Below are 17995 nucleotides of genomic sequence, written 5' to 3' on the forward strand. Positions count from 1 at the left end.
CTAAAACTTTCGGGCCGATCTTGTGATCGGCCTTTTTTTTGTCACGCCGTTGGTCTAGAGCGTTGCTGCTGCTCGGCGCGCCACTATAAAAAGTTTCTGGAGAGGAGCCGCCGGTAAGACCGGCAAGGCGAGCCGAAGCATCAGGGGGATCGAGCGCTAATCGCGCTCTCCCCCTTTTTCTTGCCCGGCTTACGCGCTCGCCATTTCCGCGCCATAAGCGACGACCGCTTCGACTTCCGCCTTGTCGCCCAACACCACGCCGACGCGCTGGTGCAGGCCAGTGGCGGGTACGTCCATGATGGGCACGAAGCCGTCGCTCGATGCGCCGCCCGCCTGTTCGATCAGATAGCTCATCGGATTGGCTTCATACATCAGGCGCAGCTTGGCCTTGCCAGGATTGCGATGGTCATAGGGATATAGGAAGATGCCGCCGCGCTTGAGTATGCGGTGGACGTCCGCCACCATGGAGGCGGTCCATCGCATGTTGTAATCCTTGCCGCACGGGCCGGCGCCGCCCATCACGCGCTCTTCGACATAGCGGGCCACCGCAGGCGACCATTGGCGGCGGTTGGACATGTTGATCGCGAATTCGCACTTGCCCTGGGGCATCTGCATGTCCGGGTCGGTCATGACCCAGCTGCCGACTTCCCGGTCCAGCGTGAATTCATAGACGCCGGTGCCGACGCTCAACACCAGCAGCGTTTGCGGTCCGTAAATGGCGTAGCCTGCGGCGACCTGTTGACGGCCGTCCTGAAGGAAATCCTCTTCGGTCACCTGCCGTCCGGCGCAGGCGTCGGGGGCCTTGAGCACCGAAAAGATGGTGCCGACCGACAGGTCGACGTCGATATTGCTGGACCCGTCGATCGGATCGAACAGCAGCAGATATTCGCCCTTGGGATAGCGATTGGGGATGAGGTGGATCGTCTCCATCTCCTCCGACGCCATCGCGGCCAGATGCCCGCCCCATTCATTGGCGTCGAGCAGCAGTTCGTTGGCGATCACGTCCAGTTTCTTTTGCACTTCGCCCTGCACATTCTCGCTGTCCAGGCTGCCCAGCACTTCGCCCAGCGCGCCCTTGCTGACCGCATGGCTGATCGTCTTGCACGCGCGCGCGACGGTTTCGATCAGCAGGCGCAGTTCGCCGGGAAGGACATTGGCGTTGCGTTGCTGTTCGATCAGGAAACGGGTCAGGGTGGTTCGGGACATAGGCCGCCTTTCGCAAATAATATGGGACGCCGGGCAGGAAAGAAGAAACGCGCTCTTCGCTAGGACAGACGGCCAACCTAGTCCAGCCATCGTCCCCCTTCAAAACCGGCTGTTAGCGTTGTCATGTTACAAAGCATGTATGAGGGAACCCGGCCCAACGCATTTTGGTTTCGGAGGCGTGCCGATCAGCATAAAGCAAGGACCGATATGGACAGCCTGATTACCGCCTTTACCGACCCCACGGCTCTGGCGGCGCTTGTCGCGCTGGTGGTGATGGAAGTGGTGCTGGGCATCGACAATCTTGTCTTCATCTCCATCCTGACCAACAAATTGCCCGAAGCGCAACGGCCCAAAGCGCGCAAGATCGGCATAGGGCTGGCGCTGGCGATGCGCCTCGTCCTGCTGTCGATGATCGCCTGGATCGTCGGGCTGACCGCGCCAGTGTTCGACTTGGGGCTGAGCGGCCCGCTGGACCAGCATGGCGCGCCGACCTTCGAAACCGATTTTTCCTGGCGCGACCTGATCCTGATTGCAGGCGGCCTGTTCCTGATCTGGAAGGCGACCAAGGAAATCCATCACACGGTCGATCCCGCGGGCGGCGACGATGTGCTCGACAAGAAAAGCGTGGCGACCATCACCTTCGGCGCGGCGATCACGCAGATCATCCTGCTCGACATGATCTTCTCGCTCGATTCGATCCTGACGGCGGTCGGCATGACGGACAATCTGGCGGTCATGTATATCGCCGTGATCGTGGCGGTGACGGTGATGCTGATCGCGGCCGATCCGCTCGCCAACTTCATCGCCCGCAACCCGACCGTGGTGATGCTGGCGCTCGGCTTCCTGCTGATGATCGGCGCGGTGCTGATCGCCGACGGTTTTGGGGTGCATGTGCCCAAGGGTTATATCTACGCTGCGATGGCCTTTTCGACGCTGGTGGAGTGTCTGAACATCTTCGCCCGCCGGGCGCAGGCGCGGAAGGTGGCGAAATAGGTCTGGTGGCCCGATTATGAAGTTCGTCATATTATTGGGCCAGGGCTGAACGAACTTCAGATTCATCAGGGCCATTAGCAAATATTTGATTCTCGTGTGGTTGACGGATTTGAAATAGGCTCCGGACCAAGCCGCAACGATGTGGCGTATTTCAAATCCACCACATGAGCATGGAAATTCACGCGATTGCGCGGTGCGGCGGAAGATGCGACAGGCCGCCCCGACCAACAATGCAGGATCGGGAATATATGCTGGCGACGATCGAACCGGGCGCAATCTTCAAGGATAATCTGCCGTTATTGCCGCCGATCGACGGCGTGCAACGGATAGATCTGGTCGACGCCAACGGCGTGGTGATCGCGACAATTGAAAACCAGCCGGGCAAGCAGGGGTCGCTGGCGGTCTATCATTATCTGAAACAATGTTTCGGCGGGCTGGATACGGCGGCGGCCGACCATGGCCTGGCGGTGTTCGCCGAACATACTGCCGACGCCCGCAACCGGCCGGGCGCGCATCCCAATGTCGATCGGTTGATCGGAATCGCGGAGGGCGGCGAAGCGCTGACCATCGTGGTGGTGGCTGAGAGCTGATCGGGCCGTCGATTATTTCAGAAGACCGGGGCTTGGACAGGCTCAGCCCGAACGGGTTGAGAGGGTGATGCCCGGATGGAAAAAGGGCGGGATCATGCGATCCCGCCCTTCTTGCGTCACGCTGCGGCGCGCCGCTCCTTCAATTCCTCGTTGAGCATTTCGGCCAGCAGGAAAGCCAGCTCCAGACTCTGCGCCGCGTTCAAACGCGGGTCGCAATGGGTGTGGTAACGGTCGGCCAGGCCTTCGTCGGTGATGGCGATGGCGCCGCCAGTGCATTCCGTCACATTCTGCCCGGTCATTTCGGCATGGATGCCGCCGCCAAAGCTGCCCTCGGCGCGGTGGACGGCGAAGAAGCCGCGCACTTCGGCCAGGATACGCTCGAACGGGCGCGTCTTGTAGCCGTTCGCCGCCTTGATGACATTGCCGTGCATCGGGTCGCAGGACCAGATGACTGGATGACCTTCGCGCAGGACCGCGCGCACCAGCTTGGGCAGGCCGGCCTCGATCTTGTCATGACCATAGCGGGTGATGAGCGTGATGCGCCCGGCTTCTCGTTGCGGGTTCAAAACATCGAGCAGGCGCAGCAGCGCGTCCGGCTCCAGGGTGGGACCGCATTTCAGGCCGATCGGATTGCCGATGCCGCGCAGATATTCGACATGGGCGGACCCTTCGAACCGGGTGCGATCGCCGATCCACAGCATGTGGGCGGATGTGTCGTACCAGTCGCCGGTCAGGCTGTCCTGCCGCGTCATCGCCTGTTCGAACGGCAGCAGCAGCGCTTCATGGCTGGTGTAGAAGCTGGTCCCGCCAAGCTGCGGCACGGTTTCCGCCGACAGGCCGCAGGCGCGCATGAAGTCGAGCGCCTGGCCGATCTGGTCAGCCATCTGTTCGAACTTCGCCGCCCAGGGACTACGTCCCATGAAATCGAGCATCCAGCCATGGACGCGATCCAGGCTGGCATAGCCGCCGGTCGAAAAGGCGCGCAGCAGGTTGAGCGTGGCGGCCGACTGATTATAGGCGCGCACCATCCGCGCCGGGTCAGGCTCGCGCGATTCCGGCGTGAAGGCGATGTCGTTGACATTGTCGCCGCGATAGCTGGGCAGTTCGACCCCGCCGATCACTTCGGTATCGGCCGAGCGCGGCTTGGCGAACTGACCGGCCATGCGACCGACCTTCACCACCGGCAGCTTTGACGCGAAGGTCAGCACGACCGCCATCTGGAGCAGCACGCGGAAGGTGTCACGGATGTTGTTCGGATGGAACTCCGCGAAGCTTTCGGCGCAATCGCCGCCCTGCAACAGGAAGGCTTCGCCATTGGCGACCTTGGCCAGGTCGGTCTTCAGGTTGCGCGCCTCGCCCGCAAAGACGAGCGGCGGAAACTGGCCAAGCTGGGCCTCTACCGACGCCAATGCGTCTGCATCCCGGTAAAAGGGCATCTGAATGCCCTTTTGGCTCCGCCAGCTATCCGGCGTCCACTTCGCCGCCACGTCGAGTCTCCTTGGTCGAAATAAAATAGGGGGCGCACCTACGCTGGTCCGGGGGCCAAGGCAAGATTGTACCAGTTGGACCATAGGTGCGCGCAATCATTTGTCTATTTCTGGCAGGGCCAGCGTTCGTTGAGCGCGACGCTGACCAGGAGCGAAGCGGGCGTCTGGCGCTGGTCGGGCCAGCGTTCGAGATAGGCGGTGACGGTGCGCCGCGCCTCGTCCGCGCTCATGCGGTCGGGCCAGCAGACCGGGAGGCCGCGGCCGATGAACATGTCCTTGCGGATGCCATCGACCACGCCGACGATATAGGCGGTGCAGGCGAGCGCATATTCGGGCGCCTTGTTGCGGCATTTGGCGAGCAGGGTGGTGCCGGTTTCGAACATGAACGCCTGCGCCGCGACCGGGGTGGGGGATGCGGCGAGCAGGGAGGTGGCGAGGAGAAGGAGGCGCATCATTCTTGTCCTGACGGAGGAGTGCGAACCTAGATGACACCGCCGGTTCGTGTCGAGCGAAGTCGAGGCACGATTGCGCCGCGCCAGCCACTTATCGAATTCGCTCGAAGCGAACGGAGAATGTCAATCCTGCCGCTTCGCCGTGAAGGCGAAGGTTAGCGCTACCTGCGGTCCCAGGCCGGTGCTGCTCTCGCCATTGCCCACGCCAAAGGGCGCGCGGGCGATGGTCGCGCTGCCGCTGACCTTGCGGATCGCGTCCTTGCCGGACAGGGTGAAGCGGATCGTCTGCGGCTTGGTCACGCCCCTGAGCGTCAGCGTGCCGCGCGCGCGGTAGCGGTTCGCACCGGTGGCTTCCGCGCCCTTGGCCGTGAAGGTTGCGGTGGGATGAGCGGCGACACCGAAAAATTCGTCGCCGGGCAACATCCCGTCCTTATAGGCGTCGCCCACGCTGGCCGAGGCCATGTCGATCATCACCTTTATGTCGGCGCTGTCGGGATGATCGGGGTCCATGACGATCTGCGCGGTCCATTTGGCAAAGCCGCCGCTGATCGTCTCGCCATCATTGCCGACGGAAAAGCCGATGTGGCCGCCGGGCTGCACGGTCCAGGCGGGCGGCGGGCCGACGGGTTCTTCGACGGCGGCCTGCGTCGCATTGGCCGCTACATTGTCGGCGGGGGCTGCGGCGCTGGCTGCTTCGGCGATGTTGGCGGGCGCGGCGTCCTCGTCCGCTTCCTCGACGACCGGCGCTGGCGCAGGCGTCGTTTGCGGCGCGGGCAGGATCGCGCGGCCGGCGACGAAGCCAACCAGGATCAGCGCGGGCAGCGCGACCAGCAGAGCGGTGGAACGCCCCGGCACCATCCGCCAGATGAGGCCATCGCGCATCAGCAGATGATGGCGCAACGCGCCCGCGACGTGCAGCGCCAGCAGCGCGATGCCCAGCCAGGCGATGAGGCCATGGCCGTTTTCGGCCAGGCCATGCGCACTCGCTGGCAAGGGCAGATGGGGCAGGGGGATGACGCCGAACAGCAGGGTCGGCACCTTGACCTTCGCGGTCGACACCAGCGCCCAGCCGGTTAGCGGTGCGCCCAGCATGAAGGCGTAGAGACCGCCATGTACGCCCGACGCGAGTGCGCCCTGCCAGCCATTTTCCAGCTTGGCCGGGCGCGGCTTCCAGTAACGCACCGCGATCCGCGCCAGCGTCAGCGCGAGCACGGTCATGCCGACCGACTTGTGCAACTGGTAGAGGGCGAAGCCGCGCGCGCCCAGATCCTCCAGCGCCCAGCCGACGGCGATCTGAAAGGCGAGCAGGGCGGCGATCGCCCAGTGCAGGAAGATGGCGGCCCGGCTATAGCGTTGCATGGTGGTTCCCTGGATCATGGCGGACCCGAAACTATGACGCCCTTGCGGCCAAGTCCATTGGTCGGGGGCGAAACGCTTCGTTGCCGCCGCATCGCCTTATGTGTCCCAAAGGACGCAGTTGCGGCATTTTTATGGGCGCGATTGCATCACCCGCCATCCGGGTTAAGAGACTTATCTGTTGGATTGACGCGATTTCCGGCGTCCGATCGGAAGTCGCTACGGCACGCTCATTATCAGGGAAATAGCAGGACATGGCCAAACCCGAATCCTGGCGTCTGAACCCGGAGGCTTATCGCTTTGTCACCAGCATCGACACGCGGTTCCAGGATCTCGACACCATGGGCCACATCAACAATGTGGCGATTTCCGGCATTTTCGAAACCGCGCGCATCCGGTTCCATCATCATATGGGTCGCCATCCGCAGGAACAGGGCGTGCGCTGGCTGGTCGCGAACGTGAACCTGAACTTCGTCGAGGAATCGCATTTCCCCTATCCGTTCGAGGTGCATTGCGCGATCGGCCATATCGGCCGCACCAGTTGGACGATCAGTTCGGCCGGCTTCCAGAAGGGCGTGTGCGTCGCCACCTGCGACACCACCGTCGTCACCCATGGGGCCGAAGGCCGGCGCGCGATCGACGAAACGCTGCGCGAGGCGATGGAGCTGAACTTCCTGCGCCAGCCGGAGTGATTTAAAGCGCCATTTAAGCGTTGCGTGTTCCCGCCTGCGCGGGAACGCGCAGGGCGTTAGTCAGCAGTCAAGGGACTGAATGTCGATCGGTCCTAGCGAAATCCCGCCATGCGCCGGCTCCATTGCACCGCGATCACCGCGCCCTTGACCGGCTGGATCATCGCCACGGCCAGCAGCACGGCGAGGCTGGGCCAGATCAGCGCCTGCCAGCCCAGCGGGATGGCGAGGGCGCTGTTCACCTCGATCATCAGTGGCACTAATATATGGCCCAACAGCAAGATGACGATATAGGCGGGGAAGTCGTCCGCCTGATGCGCGTCGAGCGCCAGGCCGCAGGACGGGCAATTGGGCGCGGTTTTCAGGAAGCGGGCGAACATGCGCCCCTCGCCGCAGGCCGGGCATCTTCCCCGCAGCCCATGGCCGATGGCGGCGCCTGTCGGGCGGTCGGACGGGGGCGCGGGATCGGTCACGTCCCGGCAGCTAGGGGCTTTGAATGCCGGGCGCAATGGCGCGTCGGTGGCTTACCGCCTTTCGCCGATTGTAAAGCCTGTTAAGAAGCGCCCATGCGTCTGCCCGGTCCCAACGAAGCCTATTGTTTGTTCGACGACGCGCGCGCGCGCAGCGTGGCGCCCGCGCGCCTCTACCGCGACCCGGTGGAGGTCGTCGTCGCCCGCCGCATGGCCGATGTGCAGCCTGCGCTCGACCGCATCGCCGAAGCGCAGGAGAGCGGCCTGCATGTCGCGGGCTATATGGCCTATGAGGCGGGACTGGCGCTGGAGGAGCGGCTGGCGCCGATCGCGCACCGGCAGGACGCGGGCGCTGCGCCTCTGTTGTGGTTCGGCCTGTTCGAAGGGGTGCGGCTGATCCCGCCCGGCACGCTGCCCGACCTGCTGCCCGACCCGGCGGGCGCGACCGTCGGCCCGCTGCGCCCCTTGGTGGACGAGGCCGCTTATGGCGTCGCCTTTGGCCGAGTGCAGGATTATATCCGCGCCGGCGACATTTATCAGGTCAATCTGACCTTCCCCTGCGACGTCGATGTCGCGGGCGATTCGCTCGCCCTCTATGCCGCCGTCCGGCCACGCGCGGCGGCGGGCTATGGCGGGGTGATCCGTACCGGCGATCGATCGATCCTGTCCTTCTCGCCCGAACTCTTCTTCACCCAGGTTCGTGGCCAGCTGACTGCGCGGCCGATGAAGGGCACCGCCACCCGCGCCGCCGACCCCACAGCGGATGCGGCGCAGGCCCGCTGGCTGGAAAGCGATCCCAAGCAACGCGCCGAAAATCTGATGATCGTGGACCTGCTGCGCAACGACCTGTCGCGCGTGTCGCGCGCAGGCAGCGTGACCGTGCCCGATCTGTTCAAGGTCGAAACCTATCCTACCGTGCATCAATTGGTGTCGACGGTGCGCGCGCGCATCCTGCCGGGCCTGTCGCCGGTCGATGTATTGCGCGTATTGTTCCCCTGCGGCTCCATCACCGGCGCGCCCAAGGTGCGGGCGATGGAGATTATCGACGCGGTCGAACCTCATGCGCGCGGCGTCTATACCGGCACGATGGGCTGGATCGACCCGGAGGGCGACGCCGCCTTCAATGTTGCCATCCGCACCATTTCCGTCGAAGAGGGCGCAGGAACGGGGCGGCTTGGCCTGGGGTCCGGCATCGTCGCGGATTCGGATTGCGCATCCGAATGGGCGGAGTGCCTGGCCAAGGGGCGCTTCCTCTCCCGCTCCCTCTCCTAACCTTGGGCTTGATCCTTAAGGGGTGGTTGACTTTTGGCGCGCAAGGGCTTGAAAAGTTTCAATGGCATTGGCTGACGGACGGTTCGACCTCATCGAAACCATGGCCTTCGACCCGCTCGAAGGCATCAGGTTGCTGGAACGGCATCTTGCCCGAATCAAGGCGAGCGCCGACGCGCTCGGCTTTCATATCGATCGCCATGACGTGCGCAACGAATTGCAGGCCGCGACCTTCCGCCTGCGCGACCGCAGCCGGGTGCGGCTGATGCTGTCGCGCGGCGGGGCGATCGCGATCGAGGTGCGCGGTCATCTGGGCTGGCCCGATCCGATCATGAAGGTCGCCGCCGTGCCGCGCCATGCGCCCGCGGATGACCTGCGCCTGCTGCACAAGACCAGCGATCGCAGCCTCTACAAGGACGCGCTGAAACGTGGCGGCACCTATGAAGTGCTGCTGATCGATGCGCAGGGCTATCTGACCGAAGGCTGCTTCTCCTCCATCTTCGTCGAACGGGGCGACAAGCTGGTGACGCCGCCTTTGTCGCGCGGCATCTTGCCCGGCATCTTGCGCCAGAGCCTGATCGACATGGGGGAGGCGATCGAAGGCGATCTGCGCCCCTACGACCTGGAGCGCGGTTTTTTCATCGGCAATGCGGCGCGGGGCATGGCCGCCGCGACATGGTCGCGATGACGGGGCGGCGATAGCCGGTCTATTCTGCCGTAAATTCAATAAGCGGCATCTGGCGGTTGCCCCTGTCCCAGTTGCGCATTAAGGGACGCCGCGTCCGCTTTATTGCGGACCTTGGGGATTTTTCAGAAAGATTGTTGCCATGAGCCAGACTTCCGCCGCCTTGGGCCGTATCCAGCCGTCCGCCACGCTCGCCATGAGCGCTCGTGTGAACGCGCTCAAAGCGCAAGGCGTGGACGTGATTGGCCTGTCGGCCGGCGAGCCGGATTTCGACACGCCCGATTTCGTCAAGGAAGCGGGCATTGCGGCGATCCGCAACAACCTGACCCGCTATACCGACGTGGACGGCACCGCCGACGTCAAGGAAGCGGTGATGTTCAAGTTCAAGCGCGACAACGGCCTGGATTACAAGCGCAGCCAGATCAGCGTCAATTCGGGCGGCAAGCACACGCTGTTCAACGCGCTGGTCGCCACGGTCGATGTGGGAGATGAAGTCATCATCCCGGCGCCTTACTGGGTCAGCTATCCCGATATCGTGAATTTCGCGGGCGGCACCCCGGTCTTCATCGAAGGCCCGGCGTCGCAGGGTTACAAGATCACCGCCGACCAGTTGGACGCCGCGATCACGCCGCGCACCAAATGGGTGATGCTGAACTCGCCGTCCAACCCGTCAGGCGCGGCCTATTCGGCCGATGAACTGAAGGCCTTGGCCGACGTGCTGCTGCGCCATCCCCATGTGCTGGTGATGACCGACGATATGTACGAGCATGTCTGGTACGCATCGACCCCCTTCGCCACCATCGCGCAGGTGTGCCCGGAGCTGTACGACCGCACGCTGACGGTCAATGGCTGCTCCAAGGCCTTTTCCATGACCGGATGGCGCATCGGTTTTGCCGGCGGTCCCGAATGGATCATCAAGGCGATGGGCAAGTTGCAGTCGCAATCGACCAGCAATCCCTGCTCGATCAGCCAGGCGGCCGCCGTTGCCGCGCTCACCGGCCCGCAGGATTTTCTGGAGGAGCGCAACGGTGTGTTCCGCAAGCGCCGGGACATGGTCGTCGCGATGCTGAACGACGCGCCGGGGCTGGATTGCCCGACGCCCGAAGGCGCCTTCTACGTCTATCCCGATGCCAGCGGCGTGATCGGCAAGGTGACGCCCAAGGGCGTGACCATCGACAGCGACGAAACGCTGATCGCCTATTTCCTGGACGAAGCGAAGGTCGCCGCCGTCCATGGCGCCGCCTTCGGCCTCTCGCCCGCCTTCCGCATCAGCTATGCGACGTCGGACGACGTGCTGAAAAAAGCCTGCACGCGGATTCAGGAAGCCTGCGCCGCGTTGAAATAAGGATGAGTTTGGTGCTCCCGCGAAGGCGGGAGCCCAGACCAGCCGTCTGAACTGGGCTCCCGATTTCGCGGGAGTACGGCGCGGGCTTTCCTCCCCGCGCGCTTTTTGTCACAAAATGGAAACGGTCCTTTTCCCGCCGTGCCGTCTTGCGATTGACGCGGCATGGCTTATATGCCCGTTGCATAGAGAAACTGATTTAAGGGCTGCCGCCTTTCGTCGTTCTATCCCTGGCACTGGTCGAAACCCGCTCCCGCGCGGCCGACCGTTCAGTCAGGGGCAAGGCGCATGGAGGTAGTCGACAGGTCGAGACGGCCTGAACCATATGTTAGAAAGGCGTTGGCCATGGTGGCATTCCTGAAATCCGATCTGTTCCTGCGCTTCCTGGGCGGGTTCGCGATTGGCGCGGTGGGCATGTTCATGCTCCAGCCGGAGGAGGCTCCGGTATTCGGATCGCCCGCGATCGCGGCGACCTCGACCAATGCGACGCTCTGACCGCCTCGCCCTGATGTTTCTGGCGGCGCTTGCCGTCGCCACCCCCCTGCGCGCCGAGCGCACCGTCCTCGCCCCCGTTCCGACCGTCGACGCCTCGCCCACGCGCAAGCTGGAGACAGCGGTGTTTGCGGGCGGCTGTTATTGGGGTGTGGAGGGCGTTTTCTCCCACGTCAAAGGTGTCCAACTCGTCGTCTCCGGCTTTGCCGGCGGGCCGCGCGGTCGCCGCGTCGATTATGACATGGTGAGCGGCGGCGACACCGGCTTTGCCGAGGCGGTGCGCGTCACCTACGATCCCGCCCAGGTCAGCTACGGCACCTTGCTGCGCATCTTCTTCTCGGTGATCGCCGATCCCACCACGCTCAACTATCAGGGGCCGGACCATGGCACCCAATATCGCAGCGCACTGTTCCCGCTGAACGGCGAGCAGGGCAAGGCGGCGACCGCCTATCTGGCGCAGATCGGCAAGGCCGGCCTGTGGCGCGATCCCATAGCGACGAAGGTCGAGCGCTTCACCGGCTTCCAGAACGCCGGGCAAGACCATCAGGATTTCATGCGCAAAAATCCGCGCCACCCCTATATCCTGCGCTGGGACGCGCCCAAGCTGGCCGCGTTCAAGGCGATGTTCCCGACGCTGTACCGGAATACGCCATCGGCTTGAACGGTTATTGACAGCAGGTTGCCATGACGTGACCATTCTCCCGCTCTAGTGGGGGATGGAGATGTGCGACATTCAAGATAATTCGCAGAAGAAGCCATCGATATCTGACATGCGCGAAGATGCCTGGCGCGAGTATGAGGCCGCTCGCGCAGGCATCGAAAAATATGACGAGCATCTATATCGTATTAGGCAGTGGAACATCGCGCTTACTGCGGCATCAATCGTTGCGATATTAGGGTTGGCGCAAACGGGGAATTTTAGGCCGTCGATGGCTTTGTTCGGTTACACTGCCATATGCTTCGTGTTCTGGTTGCTTGATGCGATGAACAAATCTCTACAAAATGTTCATATTCATGTGTCGCGCGACATTGAACGCTATCTGAGGAGAGAAACAAATATATATATTGGTCCAGCCATATCACTCCGTTTTAATAGGAAAACAAAAAGGCATCTTATTGAGACGATAAAGAATCTGACAGATCAGTCAGTGTTACTTTTCTATGTAATGCCGCTCGCGGTATTTTGGGGGGTGACGATATTTTCTAAATGGGAAAATTTGTGTTTCAGGATAGCATGTGATTTTCCGCTATACCGACTTATACCTTTGGTATCTTTATTGTTTGTCTTATTCACCATTAGCCTTTCCAGATTGTGGAAAAACGGGAAGCGACATGGCAATCCGATCGCGCCATTGAGCAGATATTTTCTCAGATCCCATGCTGCGGCACGCTGTCGATTGCGGGCGTCTGTGGCAAAACGGATAGATGAAGCAAAAAAGGAGGATCAATCGCTCTTTATTCAGCAGGATGTGCGAATTTGCCCGTTCAATATCGATTTCTTGAATCTCAAAACCGGCCGGGTTTTGCTGATCGATCGTTACCCTTTGTCTAAGAATATCGAATATATTGAAGAGCGGCGTCGCAGCCTCGATCGATTGAATTTACAAGTTTTGAGTTTCGAGTGGTCGCCTCCGAAATGGCATATGATGTTTTATTTCAGGACGCATCGCATAAAAAGACAAGCTCTTCGTAATATGCGATTTTTCTATCAGGATGATAATCCAATTAGCGGATATTGTGCTCAATCTTTGGGATTGTCCGCTAGTCCTCCGATAGCACGGAATGGTGAGAATGGCATTTCTACTGCCATCGCCGATCAATCTACTGCAACCAAAAAGGGCGGAGCCTGCATCCAGACTCCGCCCCTTTGAGGTTTATAAACGGCGCGGCATCGCTTATTTAGGCGAAAGAACCATCAGCATCTGGCGGCCTTCCATGCGCGGATAGGCTTCGACCTTCGCGACTTCCTGCACATTTTCGGCCACGCGCTGGAGCAGGGCCATGCCGAGCTGCTGGTGGCTGAGTTCGCGGCCGCGGAAGCGCAGGGTGATCTTCACCTTGTCGCCGTCGCCGATGAAATCATGGACCTTCTTCATCTTCGTATCATAGTCATGATCGTCGATGTTGGGACGCATCTTGATCTCTTTGAGTTCCTGCGTCTTCTGGGTCTTGCGGGCGATATTCGCCTTTTTCTGGGCTTCGTACTTGAACTTGCCGATGTCCAGAAATTTGCAGACCGGCGGGTCGGCATTGGGGGATACTTCGACCAGGTCGAGGCCGACATCGGCGGCCTGCTCGATGGCTTCCTGCGTAAACATCACGCCCAGATTTTCGCCTTCGTCGTCGATCACGCGCACCTTGGGCACGGTGATGAACTCGTTATACCGGGGGCCGGACTTCGGCGGCGGCGCCAGCGGGCGGCGCATCATCGGGGGACGTATAGCAGTATCTCCTATGGTCGTTTCAAAAACGAGTGGCTCTTAGCGGCTTTTTGGCAAAGCCGAAAGGGGTCCGTGTCCCCGCCGTAACGGAATCACGAACCCTTGTGGCATTGCCGCCTCACTGCATATCGGGTGCGCGGGCCTCGATTGCAAGACGCGAAATGACATCGTCCAGCGACAGGACGCTTTGTCCTTCCTTGCCCAGTTCGCGCAGCGCGACGGTACCTTCATCCGCTTCGCGCCGTCCGACGACCAGCAAATTGGGCACTTTGGCGAGGCTATGTTCGCGCACCTTGTAGTTGATCTTCTCGTTACGGACATCGATTTCTGCCCGGATTCCCGCAGCGCGCAGCTTCTCGACTGCCGCCTTCGCATAATCGTCCGCGTCCGACACGATGGTCGCGACCACGGCCTGCACCGGGGCCAGCCAGAGCGGGAAGCGGCCCGCATAATGTTCGATCAGGATGCCGATGAAGCGTTCATAGCTGCCGAAAATGGCGCGATGGAGCATGACCGGGCGGTGCCGCTCGCCATCCTCGCCGACATAACTGGCGTCGAGTCGGTCGGGCAGCACGCGGTCCGACTGGATCGTGCCGACCTGCCAGGTGCGGCCGATCGCGTCGGTCAGATGCCATTCCAGCTTGGGTGCGTAGAAGGCCCCTTCGCCGGGTAATTCCTCCCAGCCGAACTCCGGCGTGTTCAGGCCAGCGGCGGCGACTGCGTTGCGCAGTTCCTCTTCCGCCTTGTCCCACATCTCCTCGCTGCCGAAGCGCTTTTCGGGGCGCAGCGCCAGCTTGATCGAGTAGGTGAAACCGAAATCCTTGTAGATGCGGTCGGCCAGCGCGCAAAAGGCGCGGACCTCCTCCACGATCTGGTCCTCGCGGCAGAAGATATGCGCGTCGTCCTGCGTGAACTGGCGCACGCGCATCAGGCCGTGCAGCGCGCCATGCGGCTCGTTGCGGTGGCAGCAGCCATTTTCGTAGAAACGCAGCGGCAGGTCGCGATAGCTTTTGATCCCCTGCTTGAAGATCAGGATGTGCGCCGGGCAGTTCATCGGCTTGAGCGCCATCCAGTTGGCGTCGTCCGACACCAGCGGGCCTTCGTCCTCGACATTGGGCACTTCGTCGGGGATGACGAACATATTCTCGCGATATTTGCCCCAATGGCCCGACTGTTCCCACTGGCGCGCGTCCATCACCTGGGGCGTCTTCACCTCGCGATATCCGGTTTCATCGATCGCGCGGCGCATATAGGCTTCCAGTTGACGCCAGATCAGATAACCCTTGGGGTGCCAGAAGACGCTGCCATGCGCTTCCTGTTGCAGATGGAACAGGTCCATCTCCGCGCCCAGCTTGCGGTGGTCGCGCTTGCCCGCTTCTTCGAGGCGCGTGAGGTGCTCGGCCAACTGCTTCTTGTTGAGCCAGCCGGTGCCGTAGATGCGGGACAGCATCGCATTCTTCTGGTCGCCGCGCCAATAGGCGCCAGACACGCGCGTCAGCTTGAACGCGGCGGGGTCCAGACGCCCGGTGGAAGCCAGATGCGGGCCGCGGCACATGTCGTACCAGTCGCCTGAGCGATAGACGGTCAGTTCCTCGTCTTCGGGCAATTCGGCGGCCCATTGCGCCTTGAACGTCTCGCCGGCGGCTTCCCACTGGGCGATCAGTGTGTCGCGGGCGACAACCTCACGCACCAGCGGCTTGTTGGCGGCGATGATTTTGCGCATCTCCGCTTCGATCGCCGGCAGGTCTTCCTCGGTAAAGGGGCGGTCCTTGGGCGCGAAGTCATAATAAAAACCATCGTCGGTCGACGGGCCGAAGGTGATCTGCGTGCCGGGGAACAGCGCCTGCACCGCTTCGGCCAGCACATGGGCGAAGTCGTGCCGCGCCAGTTCCAGCGCATCGGACTCGTCCTTCGCCGTCACCAGTGCAAGGTGGGCGTCCTGCTCCAGCGGGCGCGTGATATCGCGCAACTCGCCATCCACGCGGGCGGCGATGGCGGCCTTGGCCAGCCCCGGCCCAATCGCCGCTGCAATGTCCGCCGGGGTAGTGCCGGGCGCGACGTCACGCACGGAACCATCGGGCAGGGTAATCTTGAGCATGGCGGACACGGACATGGCTTTCTGTGAAATGGGCGGGTTGCGCGGCCCCAATTGCCGCGCCTTCCCCTTAAATGGGCGGCCCGCACTGTCAATAGAAGGGTTCGGAGGCGGACTGGCGCCGCCGGCGGCTCGCGGAACGCGGCATCGCGAAAGCGCTCTTGCCAACGCCCGTCGCAAAGCGCATGTCTCATGTGTTGTTATAACATATTTCAACAGGAGGGTTTATGGCCTTGCACCTTGCACGCCCGGAGTGCGCAGACGCACCGATGGGCGAGATGAACACGACGCCGCTGATCGACGTCATGCTGGTCCTGCTCATCATGTTCATCATCACCATTCCGATGCAGACCCACAGCGTGGGCATCGACCTGCCGCAGGCGCCGGTTCAGCCGGCCCAATGCACGCCCGACCCGGTCAAGAACAAGGTGACGATCGACGCCGCCGGCGTGATCCGCTGGAACGGGGCGGCGATCGATCGGCTGACGCTGCGCCGCTATCTGGCGCGGTCGCTGGCGTTGCCGGTGGAGCCGGAACTGCAATTCCAACCGGATGCCGCGGCGCGCTACGTCACGGTGGATGAAGTGCTGGCCGACATCCGCCGGTCGGGCGTGACCAAGCTCGGCTTCGTCGGCAACGAACGCTATCGGGATTTCTGAAAAACGGCCTGCGCCTTGCCCCCGGCCTGCATCGCCGATAGCATCGGCGGGCGGAAGGGCAGGGCGCATGAAGACGGTTCGCTATGGTCTGATCGCCTGCTTCTGTCTCGGAGCGGCCTGGGGCGTTGCCCATCTCGCCACCTTGCCGAACGCGGATGCGCTGGCGACGCCGGGCCTGTCGATCGTTCCCGCAGCGCATGACCGGTCGCAGGAGCGATGGCGCTACCTGCCGATCCTGCGATAGCATCAGGCGAAGAGCAGCCGGGCCTGATCGTCGGTCGCTTGCAGGAAGCCGACCGGTCCGCCCGTTTCGACCCCTTCGGGAAGGTCCGTCGCCGTCATGCCGTACAGGGCAAGGCCGCTCTGGCAGGCGATCAGCGTCACGCCCAGCGCTCGTGCGTCGTCGAGCAATAGGGCAAGGTCGGGCAGGCCGGCGAGGCGATGGGCCGCATCGCGGGGCGCGACGATCGGCCCGCGTAGAAGCGCTACCGCATCCGTTTGCAGGAAGAGGGTCGCCGCGCCGCCCAAGGCGGCCTGCGCCGCCGCGAGCATCAGCGCGCCGCGCAGCCGCTCCGCATCGGCCGTCGCGACCAGGATGTTCAGGGCGCGCATAGCGCCACCGCGCAGGCCGGGCAGGCGGAGTCTTTCGGCACATCCAGCGTGCGGAAACGCATGGAGAGCAGATCGGCGATCAGCAATCGCCCGGCCATGTCCGTGCCGAACGGCACCAGCGCGCGAATGACTTCCAGCGCGGCCAGGCTGCCCATCGCGCCGGTCAGTGCGCCGATGACGCCGGTTTCGGCGCAATTGCGTTCCGGCGCATCCTGCGGCGCGCCGACCAAGCAGCGATAGCAGGGCTTGTCCGCTTCCCAGCCGCGATAGGTGGCGATCTGCCCCTCGAACGGGCCGACCGCCGCGGATACCAGCGGGATGCGCAGGCGCTGCGCGCTGTCCGCCACCGCCAGCCGGGTGTCGAAATTGTCGCAGCCGTCCAGAATTACGTCGGCGTCGCGCAGCATGATCGCGGCATTGTCCGCATCGATCCGGGCGTTGATAGGGATCAGCTTCACATCGGGGTTGAGCCGCGCGACGGCCGCCATCGCGGCCTCCGCCTTGGGCGCGCCGATATCGGCGGCGCCGAACAAAATCTGCCGCTGCAGGTTGGACAGGGCGACCGCGTCATCGTCGATTACCCGGATCGTGCCGACTCCGGCGGCGGCAAGGTAAAGGATCGCGGGGCTGCCGATGCCGCCCGCGCCGATCACCGCCACGTCCGCCGATAGCAGCCGGGCCTGCCCCGCGCCGCCAATTTCCTTCAGCACGATATGCCGGGCGTAGCGGTCCAGCTGCGCGTCGGTCAGGGTCATGGCGCGTCGGACCAGAGGAAGCGGACCTGCGAGCGCATCCAGACGGGCTGCGCTGCGCCGCTTTTGGGGAAGGAGCCGCTGAGTGTGCCCAGGATACGCTTGCTGACGAACGTCTCCACGTCCGGGCAGCGCGCATTGACCGGGGCGATCTTCATCGGCTTGCCGTCGCCTGACAACAGGAACAGCATGTCGATCTCCAGCAACCGCGACCCTTCATGATTGACCGCGCCGCTGCAGTCGCCGTGGCGATAGAGTTTCGCGACCGTTTCCGACCAGCGCGGCGATATCTTGCGCCCCAGCCAGCCGTCGATGACCGGCACGGCGGCCAGATCCTGCGGCATCGGCGGGGCGTCGCCCGGCATCGGGATGGCCGCCAGCATCAGCGAAAGCAGCATCGTCATC

General features: G+C 62.9%; 21 protein-coding genes. 11 read left to right on the forward strand and 10 right to left on the reverse strand.

The annotated features are described in order from the left end of the window. Nucleotides 1-189: 189 nt before the first annotated feature. Nucleotides 190-1206 carry a class 1 fructose-bisphosphatase gene (locus sphantq_RS13020; protein ID WP_066600176.1) on the reverse strand — a complete coding sequence of 339 codons (1017 nt, stop codon included), beginning with the start codon at nt 1204-1206 and terminating at the stop codon, nt 190-192. 207 nt (nt 1207-1413) lie between these two features. Here sphantq_RS13020 and sphantq_RS13025 point away from each other — a divergent pair, with 207 nt between their 5' ends. Then, nucleotides 1414-2199 carry a TerC family protein gene (locus sphantq_RS13025; protein ID WP_129926912.1) on the forward strand — a complete coding sequence of 262 codons (786 nt, stop codon included), beginning with the start codon at nt 1414-1416 and terminating at the stop codon, nt 2197-2199. A 248-nt stretch (nt 2200-2447) separates the two neighbouring features. Further along, on the forward strand, nt 2448-2789 hold the full coding sequence (locus sphantq_RS13030; RefSeq protein ID WP_272798695.1) for a DUF2322 family protein: 342 nt from the start codon (nt 2448-2450) through the stop codon (nt 2787-2789). 116 nt (nt 2790-2905) lie between these two features. Here sphantq_RS13030 and sphantq_RS13035 read toward each other — a convergent pair whose 3' ends face one another. From sphantq_RS13035 to sphantq_RS13045, 3 genes are all read right to left on the reverse strand, one after another. Beyond that, nucleotides 2906-4276, reverse strand: a complete 1371-nt coding sequence (locus tag sphantq_RS13035) for a class II 3-deoxy-7-phosphoheptulonate synthase (protein ID WP_066600182.1) — start codon at nt 4274-4276, stop codon at nt 2906-2908. A gap of 104 nt (nt 4277-4380) precedes the next feature. Next, nucleotides 4381-4728, reverse strand: a complete 348-nt coding sequence (locus tag sphantq_RS13040) for a Rap1a/Tai family immunity protein (protein WP_336314454.1) — start codon at nt 4726-4728, stop codon at nt 4381-4383. Nucleotides 4729-4851: 123 nt separating this feature from the next. Then, nucleotides 4852-6087 carry a YceI family protein gene (locus sphantq_RS13045; protein ID WP_272798697.1) on the reverse strand — a complete coding sequence of 412 codons (1236 nt, stop codon included), beginning with the start codon at nt 6085-6087 and terminating at the stop codon, nt 4852-4854. A gap of 251 nt (nt 6088-6338) precedes the next feature. Here sphantq_RS13045 and sphantq_RS13050 point away from each other — a divergent pair, with 251 nt between their 5' ends. After that, the gene (locus sphantq_RS13050) at nt 6339-6776 is read left to right on the forward strand and encodes an acyl-CoA thioesterase (protein ID WP_066600184.1); all 438 of its coding nucleotides are present in this window, start codon (nt 6339-6341) and stop codon (nt 6774-6776) included. A gap of 92 nt (nt 6777-6868) precedes the next feature. Here the strand turns inward: sphantq_RS13050 and sphantq_RS13055 are convergent, their stop codons facing one another. Continuing rightward, nucleotides 6869-7246: a DUF983 domain-containing protein gene (locus tag sphantq_RS13055; RefSeq protein WP_066600185.1), complete on the reverse strand. Its 378-nt coding sequence runs from the start codon at nt 7244-7246 to the stop codon at nt 6869-6871. A gap of 93 nt (nt 7247-7339) precedes the next feature. On the opposite strand from sphantq_RS13055, the gene pabB reads away from it, so the two are divergent. The 6 genes from pabB (at nt 7340) to sphantq_RS13085 (ending at nt 12902) form a co-directional block, all read left to right on the forward strand. Beyond that, nucleotides 7340-8515 carry an aminodeoxychorismate synthase component I gene (pabB, locus tag sphantq_RS13060; RefSeq protein ID WP_066600186.1) on the forward strand — a complete coding sequence of 392 codons (1176 nt, stop codon included), beginning with the start codon at nt 7340-7342 and terminating at the stop codon, nt 8513-8515. Nucleotides 8516-8576: 61 nt separating this feature from the next. Then, nucleotides 8577-9200, forward strand: coding sequence for an aminotransferase class IV (locus tag sphantq_RS13065; RefSeq protein ID WP_272798698.1), 624 nt, complete (start codon nt 8577-8579; stop codon nt 9198-9200). A 139-nt stretch (nt 9201-9339) separates the two neighbouring features. Further along, nucleotides 9340-10542 carry a pyridoxal phosphate-dependent aminotransferase gene (locus sphantq_RS13070; protein ID WP_066600191.1) on the forward strand — a complete coding sequence of 401 codons (1203 nt, stop codon included), beginning with the start codon at nt 9340-9342 and terminating at the stop codon, nt 10540-10542. 342 nt (nt 10543-10884) lie between these two features. Then, complete coding sequence (locus sphantq_RS13075; RefSeq protein WP_165363628.1) at nt 10885-11034, forward strand: hypothetical protein; 150 nt, start codon at nt 10885-10887, stop codon at nt 11032-11034. Beyond that, nucleotides 11021-11692, forward strand: a complete 672-nt coding sequence (gene msrA / locus sphantq_RS13080) for a peptide-methionine (S)-S-oxide reductase MsrA (protein ID WP_129926917.1) — start codon at nt 11021-11023, stop codon at nt 11690-11692. The genes sphantq_RS13075 and msrA overlap by 14 nt, the downstream gene beginning before the upstream one ends. Before the next feature lie 109 nt (nt 11693-11801). After that, nucleotides 11802-12902, forward strand: coding sequence for a hypothetical protein (locus tag sphantq_RS13085; protein WP_272798699.1), 1101 nt, complete (start codon nt 11802-11804; stop codon nt 12900-12902). A gap of 24 nt (nt 12903-12926) precedes the next feature. Here sphantq_RS13085 and infC read toward each other — a convergent pair whose 3' ends face one another. Together infC and thrS are read right to left on the reverse strand one after the other, a co-directional pair. Further along, the gene (gene infC / locus sphantq_RS13090) at nt 12927-13460 is read right to left on the reverse strand and encodes a translation initiation factor IF-3 (RefSeq protein ID WP_066600201.1); all 534 of its coding nucleotides are present in this window, start codon (nt 13458-13460) and stop codon (nt 12927-12929) included. A 130-nt stretch (nt 13461-13590) separates the two neighbouring features. Continuing rightward, a complete protein-coding gene (gene thrS, locus sphantq_RS13095) occupies nt 13591-15570 on the reverse strand; it encodes a threonine--tRNA ligase (protein ID WP_066604905.1) in 1980 nt (659 codons plus the stop codon). 224 nt (nt 15571-15794) lie between these two features. On the opposite strand from thrS, the gene sphantq_RS13100 reads away from it, so the two are divergent. Together sphantq_RS13100 and sphantq_RS13105 are read left to right on the forward strand one after the other, a co-directional pair. Continuing rightward, nucleotides 15795-16226 (forward strand): ExbD/TolR family protein, encoded by a 432-nt coding sequence (locus sphantq_RS13100; protein ID WP_272798700.1) that lies wholly within the window; start codon nt 15795-15797, stop codon nt 16224-16226. A gap of 67 nt (nt 16227-16293) precedes the next feature. After that, complete coding sequence (locus sphantq_RS13105) at nt 16294-16470, forward strand: hypothetical protein (protein ID WP_165363629.1); 177 nt, start codon at nt 16294-16296, stop codon at nt 16468-16470. A 2-nt stretch (nt 16471-16472) separates the two neighbouring features. On the opposite strand, the gene sphantq_RS13110 is transcribed toward sphantq_RS13105, so the two are convergent. The 3 genes from sphantq_RS13110 to sphantq_RS13120 are packed head-to-tail and all read right to left on the reverse strand — an operon-like array spanning nt 16473 to nt 17994. Then, nucleotides 16473-16838 carry a DsrE family protein gene (locus sphantq_RS13110; protein WP_272798701.1) on the reverse strand — a complete coding sequence of 122 codons (366 nt, stop codon included), beginning with the start codon at nt 16836-16838 and terminating at the stop codon, nt 16473-16475. Continuing rightward, nucleotides 16826-17593 carry a HesA/MoeB/ThiF family protein gene (locus tag sphantq_RS13115; RefSeq protein WP_066600217.1) on the reverse strand — a complete coding sequence of 256 codons (768 nt, stop codon included), beginning with the start codon at nt 17591-17593 and terminating at the stop codon, nt 16826-16828. The genes sphantq_RS13110 and sphantq_RS13115 overlap by 13 nt, the downstream gene beginning before the upstream one ends. Then, complete coding sequence (locus sphantq_RS13120) at nt 17590-17994, reverse strand: hypothetical protein (RefSeq protein WP_066600220.1); 405 nt, start codon at nt 17992-17994, stop codon at nt 17590-17592. The genes sphantq_RS13115 and sphantq_RS13120 overlap by 4 nt, the downstream gene beginning before the upstream one ends. Nucleotide 17995 lies beyond the last annotated feature (1 nt).

Origin of the sequence: Sphingobium sp. AntQ-1, assembly GCF_028538045.1 — a bacterium.
Classification (GTDB): Bacteria; Pseudomonadota; Alphaproteobacteria; order Sphingomonadales; family Sphingomonadaceae; genus Sphingobium; species Sphingobium cupriresistens.

Coding starts and splice junctions, on each gene's coding strand:
- sphantq_RS13020 (WP_066600176.1), bottom strand. CDS start 1,206: ATGTCCCGAACCACCCTGACCCGTTTCCTGATCGAACAGCAACGCAAC.
- sphantq_RS13025 (WP_129926912.1), top strand. CDS start 1,414: ATGGACAGCCTGATTACCGCCTTTACCGACCCCACGGCTCTGGCGGCG.
- sphantq_RS13030 (WP_272798695.1), top strand. CDS start 2,448: ATGCTGGCGACGATCGAACCGGGCGCAATCTTCAAGGATAATCTGCCG.
- sphantq_RS13040 (WP_336314454.1), bottom strand. CDS start 4,728: ATGCGCCTCCTTCTCCTCGCCACCTCCCTGCTCGCCGCATCCCCCACC.
- sphantq_RS13045 (WP_272798697.1), bottom strand. CDS start 6,087: ATGCAACGCTATAGCCGGGCCGCCATCTTCCTGCACTGGGCGATCGCC.
- sphantq_RS13050 (WP_066600184.1), top strand. CDS start 6,339: ATGGCCAAACCCGAATCCTGGCGTCTGAACCCGGAGGCTTATCGCTTT.
- pabB (WP_066600186.1), top strand. CDS start 7,340: ATGCGTCTGCCCGGTCCCAACGAAGCCTATTGTTTGTTCGACGACGCG.
- sphantq_RS13065 (WP_272798698.1), top strand. CDS start 8,577: ATGGCATTGGCTGACGGACGGTTCGACCTCATCGAAACCATGGCCTTC.
- sphantq_RS13070 (WP_066600191.1), top strand. CDS start 9,340: ATGAGCCAGACTTCCGCCGCCTTGGGCCGTATCCAGCCGTCCGCCACG.
- sphantq_RS13075 (WP_165363628.1), top strand. CDS start 10,885: ATGGTGGCATTCCTGAAATCCGATCTGTTCCTGCGCTTCCTGGGCGGG.
- msrA (WP_129926917.1), top strand. CDS start 11,021: ATGCGACGCTCTGACCGCCTCGCCCTGATGTTTCTGGCGGCGCTTGCC.
- sphantq_RS13085 (WP_272798699.1), top strand. CDS start 11,802: ATGCGCGAAGATGCCTGGCGCGAGTATGAGGCCGCTCGCGCAGGCATC.
- infC (WP_066600201.1), bottom strand. CDS start 13,460: ATGATGCGCCGCCCGCTGGCGCCGCCGCCGAAGTCCGGCCCCCGGTAT.
- thrS (WP_066604905.1), bottom strand. CDS start 15,570: ATGCTCAAGATTACCCTGCCCGATGGTTCCGTGCGTGACGTCGCGCCC.
- sphantq_RS13100 (WP_272798700.1), top strand. CDS start 15,795: ATGGCCTTGCACCTTGCACGCCCGGAGTGCGCAGACGCACCGATGGGC.
- sphantq_RS13105 (WP_165363629.1), top strand. CDS start 16,294: ATGAAGACGGTTCGCTATGGTCTGATCGCCTGCTTCTGTCTCGGAGCG.
- sphantq_RS13110 (WP_272798701.1), bottom strand. CDS start 16,838: ATGCGCGCCCTGAACATCCTGGTCGCGACGGCCGATGCGGAGCGGCTG.
- sphantq_RS13115 (WP_066600217.1), bottom strand. CDS start 17,593: ATGACCCTGACCGACGCGCAGCTGGACCGCTACGCCCGGCATATCGTG.
- sphantq_RS13120 (WP_066600220.1), bottom strand. CDS start 17,994: ATGACGATGCTGCTTTCGCTGATGCTGGCGGCCATCCCGATGCCGGGC.